At 25.7% G+C, this 4,949-nt stretch carries 6 protein-coding genes; 2 read left to right on the top strand and 4 right to left on the bottom strand.

Annotated features, from left to right (window positions below):
* The 4 genes from N4A48_RS00030 to N4A48_RS00015 form a co-directional block, all read right to left on the bottom strand.
* The coding region (locus N4A48_RS00030) for a hypothetical protein (RefSeq protein WP_293663629.1) at positions 1-368 on the bottom strand (368 nt) is incomplete at its 3' end.
* 26 nt (positions 369-394) lie between these two features.
* The gene (locus N4A48_RS00025) at positions 395-2,176 is read right to left on the bottom strand and encodes a DUF927 domain-containing protein (RefSeq protein WP_293663628.1); all 1,782 of its coding nucleotides are present in this window, start codon (positions 2,174-2,176) and stop codon (positions 395-397) included.
* A gap of 35 nt (positions 2,177-2,211) precedes the next feature.
* Positions 2,212-2,637 carry a hypothetical protein gene (locus N4A48_RS00020; RefSeq protein ID WP_293663627.1) on the bottom strand — a complete coding sequence of 142 codons (426 nt, stop codon included), beginning with the start codon at positions 2,635-2,637 and terminating at the stop codon, positions 2,212-2,214.
* Between the two features lie 161 nt (positions 2,638-2,798).
* Positions 2,799-3,521, bottom strand: coding sequence for a hypothetical protein (locus tag N4A48_RS00015; protein WP_293663626.1), 723 nt, complete (start codon positions 3,519-3,521; stop codon positions 2,799-2,801).
* Positions 3,522-3,704: 183 nt separating this feature from the next.
* On the opposite strand from N4A48_RS00015, the gene N4A48_RS00010 reads away from it, so the two are divergent.
* Both N4A48_RS00010 and N4A48_RS00005 read left to right on the top strand, forming a co-directional pair.
* Positions 3,705-4,238 (top strand): hypothetical protein, encoded by a 534-nt coding sequence (locus N4A48_RS00010; protein WP_293663625.1) that lies wholly within the window; start codon positions 3,705-3,707, stop codon positions 4,236-4,238.
* A gap of 183 nt (positions 4,239-4,421) precedes the next feature.
* On the top strand, positions 4,422-4,832 hold the full coding sequence (locus N4A48_RS00005) for a hypothetical protein (protein WP_293663624.1): 411 nt from the start codon (positions 4,422-4,424) through the stop codon (positions 4,830-4,832).
* The last annotated feature ends 117 nt before the right edge of the window (positions 4,833-4,949 follow it).

Genomic DNA, 4,949 nt, shown 5'->3' with positions numbered 1-4,949 from the left:
TCAATATACTCAACATCATGAAATGTAATGGATGTTCTATCACTAAAATCTAATTCAAACTCTTCTGTAATTTCTTCAACTAATTTACTTGCATATATAAGCCCTTTAGTCTTACTTTCCTTAATTTTATAAACTTGTCCTTCTTCTAAAAAATCCACCCCTATAGCAATTGAATTCTCTGAAAATGCAAATTGTACCCTACATGGATTATCTAACTTGTCTATCAATTCTTTAGATAGAGAAATCCTCTTTCCATTACTTTTTGAATTTATTATTGAAATGACTCCTGCATCAGTAATATCTTTACTAACACTCACACTCTTAGCTCCATGAAAATTTGATAACACATCATTTTTATTCATACTCATTTTTAACTCCTCCTATTTTATGTTTATTAATCTTCAAATAAATCTTCTTCAACTACTTCTGTTGTATTCTGCTTAGTTACTTTGCTTTCATCATTTCCAACTGCTGCATCTTTTTTAGTTTTTTTCTTTTCATCTTCTTGCTTCTTACCATCTCCATTTTGTAACTTTATTACATAACACGGAACTGCTCCTTTGACCTTTGTGTCAACAACTCTTCTTCTGTAAAGCTTTCCTTTTTCATGACTAAGAAGATTTCTATCTTTCCATGATTGTAATATGTATCTTGTATTTTCAAATCCACCATTTTTCATTATTTCATCAAATTTTGTAGTTATTATTACAACATAGTTCTCATGTTTATTTTTTTCTAACTTACCCCATAATTCATATGTACTGCTTCCTACAACTCCAAGTGTATCTCCAAAATCTTTATTAAATTTAGATTTATTAATTACTAAGCTTTGTTTGAAATAGTCATAAGCAGTCGAAGGTAAATCTATATCTTCTATACTCTTATTTTCATTATCAATAATGAAATCTTTAATTTCTTCTAATTTCAAATCAATATCTAAAGCTTCATTTACTATTTCTCCAGTTGCTACTATAAGAGCTAATTTCATTGCTATTCTTCCTTTAAACGAATTTTCTTTTAAATCTTCTTCAACCTCTAATTTTTGATTCATTATTCTTCTTATTACTTCATTTTTGCCTAAATCTAAAAGCTTTTTAACAAATCTTATCCCTGCAAAACCGTAATTATTACTTACTATACTTTTTATTTTCTCTGCCTGCCTTGAATCTTTTGTCCATTTAATATTTCCAAATTCAAATAGCCTAACTTTAAGCCCTGTATTTTTATTACTTTGTGATAGTATTGAACTCTCACCTGTTGATATGATAGTTGTCTCCCATGTTTTAGTAGGTCTTACCTCTAATTTTTTATTCATTCTTTTTTTATCACTTCCACTAGCAAGTATGTAAATAAGATTTGTAAAATCCTTTTTATTTAGCATACTTGACTCATCAAGTACCATTGGTAATCCTCTATTACCTGACAACAATCCGAAAATTGCGTTTTGTGTGCTGTTCCAGTCTAAGACGAGACCTTGTTCTCTGAGTTTTGGACTTCCAAAAGGAGACACAGCAAGTTGAGCTGCTGTTGTTTTTCCATGTGTGCTTTCTGCAAAAATATGGACAAGTAGAGATTCGATGTTCACTTCTTCTCCTACAAACCCTACTGTAGCGGCTGAAAATCCTAATATTAAAGCAAGTGATAATTCTATATTTTTTAAAATTTCTTCTTTTATTAATCTCATCCAAATTTCTTCATTTCCTTTAGGTTGAATAATTAAATCGCCCGAATATTCAGACTCTTCTTTGCATCCTATAGCTTTATGATGTTTGAAATACATATTTTTACCTTCATCTTCTTCAAATCCTACATTTCTATGTATGAATGATACTTTTAAATTTCCTATTTCATTTCTTAAATGTTTCATAACCGCTTTTACATTTAAATCATTTACATCTGCACCGTATTCAGCAAGAGAAATAAGATTTGCTCTTGTTGACAAATCTTTCTTCCCCACTTGAATTTTTTTCATTCTTCCATTAGACATAAACTCTAATTCATACATTTCTTTTTTAGTCTCAACATCTTCTATTGCTTTTTTAACACTCATAAAGAGAGCTACTGGTTTATGTATTACAACATCATTTTTTCTTTCAACCAAAAAAATATGTCTATCTTTAACATATACATCATCATATAACTTACCAACAGTGTATATACATTGATTTTTGTTCATATTAAAATAGCCCCTATTCTGTAAAATCTAATCTATTAATCATTTTGAAATATCTCTTCTGCTTCTTTACTTTTTTTGTTATTTTCCTTTTCTATTTTTTTAAGTTCTTCTTTATCTAAATCAATTTCTTTTATATTAGAATACGTCTTTCCATTAACACTATTATTTTCAACTTCTAAATTTACTGGTTTACTTAATAGCCTGCTAAGGTCTATATCTTGTCCTACATCCTCTAGTATTTCAAACTTTTCTAATAAGCTTATAAAAGAACTATCATCATACCAAGATATATATGTTGTGTAATATAATTTGGCAACAGCCCCTTTATGATTAACATAAACAACTAAAATCAATTTTTTCCCATTCTCCTCATCTTTTATTACTAAATTTTCAATTACCCCTTTGTGTTTACCATTTGGAATATTTCTTATTTCTTTTTTTCTCGTAATCATAAGATCCATTTTATTTCCTCCTTATTAGTAAAATAGTTTTTATTATTTCTGGTGTTGCTCACTTCTTGATTACTAGTATATAATCGTTTCTTAGATAGGTCACGGACACTAATTTTTTAAGTTTTTGTCCGTGACACATAAAAAAAATACAGCTTAACTAAGCTGTATTTTTAATCTACTTCTACTCCATTTACTTTTAAATATGCTTCCAAAGATGCCTCTAAAAAAGAATCTATATCTTTTTCTTTAAATTGTTTATTATAATTAATTTTATTACATTCTTTTTCATATCTTGAAATTGCTCCGATTTCTTCTCTAAACTTCTTTAAACCTTCGTTTAGAGTATCTATGTATTTATTTATATAATATCTTTTAGCTTCAGAACTGTTTATATTATCATTTATTAAATTCAAATCCTTAACTATTATCCCTTTAGCTTCATCTATCTTTTCATAAAACTCCTCATTCTCCATTTCTTTAACATATTCTTTTATTTGTTCTTTTTGCTTATCATCTTCACAATTTTCAAGATTTATTTTCAACAAATGTTTCTTTAATAGCTCATATTCTTCATCATTTAATGGCATACAACTCTTCTTTATTTTTCCAGTTTTAGTTTTATTATCTTTTTTGTATGTTGAATTTATTAATCTAGATAGTAATTCTCTCATTTCTATATTTTCATAAAATGACTTTAGAAATTTTATTGGAGAATCTTCTTCTCCTTTAGTTATCTCCAATTTATCATTTTCTAATATTTTACAAACTTTAAGCATATTTATTATTCTTTCTACTTCCTTTCTTGCACTATCAAATAAACTATCACTTCTATCTATTCCTGTAACTTTTTCAGTTATATCATATAAAAATAGTTTATCTTTTTTATCACTCAAATATATTACCTCCTATTTGCGTACAATCAAATTTATCAGATACTATATTAAAATTATACCATTATATTTTTTTATCTTTTTAATTTTTTGTTCGAGTGAATTTTTTGCTTTAATTTCTATTCGACTTAAAAACAATTTATTAAATTCTATTACAGTAAAAATAATTTTAAGGAGTTGATTTCAATGGAATTTAATAAAAAATCACTATCTCAAATAGGTCTTGAAAAAACTAGATATGCTAAATTTGTTCAATCTAGGCTTAATGATGCTTTAGAAAAAGAAAAAAAACAGTTAGAAAAAGAAGGTTATGAAATTCCTAATACTTTTATTTCAGTTCAAGGTGATACTAGAAAACTCTGGAATCCAGAAAAATATTTTATCAAATTTTATCAATCATTAATTAATGATATTAAAGCTAACTTTGGATTAAATATGACCGAATTAGGTATTATTTTAACTTTATGTAATCATATTAGATATGAAGACAATCTATTATATAGCTCCAATGGAAATGCACTTAAAAAAAAAGATTTATGTAAAATTTTAGAAATAGGACATAATGCAGTAGATAAATATATATCTTCTTTAGTTAAAAAAGGAGTTATAGCAACTGTAAAGGTTAAACGATCTGTTAACTATTATATGAATCCCTATATCTTCTACCAAGGAAATAGAATTGATAATACATTACTTAATATGTTCAATAAGGCTAAGTAATGTATTAAAATCAATATTTCTAAATATACACTAGTTTTTGGGGTATATTCTTTAGAAATAACCCCCTAAATTTGGGGTATATTAGTTTTGAAGTTTCATATGAACCTTCAAGGTTATTTTCAATTTTTACTTAATTTTTTCTATATATAATATTAGGCTCAATTTAAAATAGGAGGTATTTTTATGACTAAAATATATAATAACTATAATAATTCTAAAAAATATAATCTTATCTCTAAGAAAAATGATTTAGATTTATGCAGAAGAAAAATTAGAAATCTAAAAAATATTTCTTTAGATGATTTATCAGATTATGAAAAAAATAAAATTACAAGAGATTTAGAAATTGAATTAAGAAGAAAAGAAGTATTAGAAAGAGATTTAAAAAAATTAGGTTTTATAGAAAGCAAAGGTAGACCTAAGAAAAACCCTGATGAAAAATATTGTAATACCAGAAAAAAGTTTACAGCTATGCTTATGCCTAAAAATCTTGATTATCTAAAAACTCTTAAATCCAATCAAAAAATTGATAATATTTCATCTTTTCTTGATGAGATAATTGAGATTCATATGAAAAAAAACATTAATTATTAATTTGTAAATAATAAAAAAAAATAACTCTAACCTCATTATGAGATTAGAGTTATTTAAACTATATATACTAATATAATTTTGTTCTAGTTTATAGTAATAGTTACTTGCTTATCATTT

It is taken from the genome of Tepidibacter sp. (assembly GCF_025210165.1).
Classification (GTDB): domain Bacteria; phylum Bacillota; class Clostridia; order Peptostreptococcales; family Peptostreptococcaceae; genus Tepidibacter_A.
The sequence above is the reverse complement of the archived record's forward strand: the minus strand, read 5'-3'. Positions and strand labels throughout refer to the sequence as shown.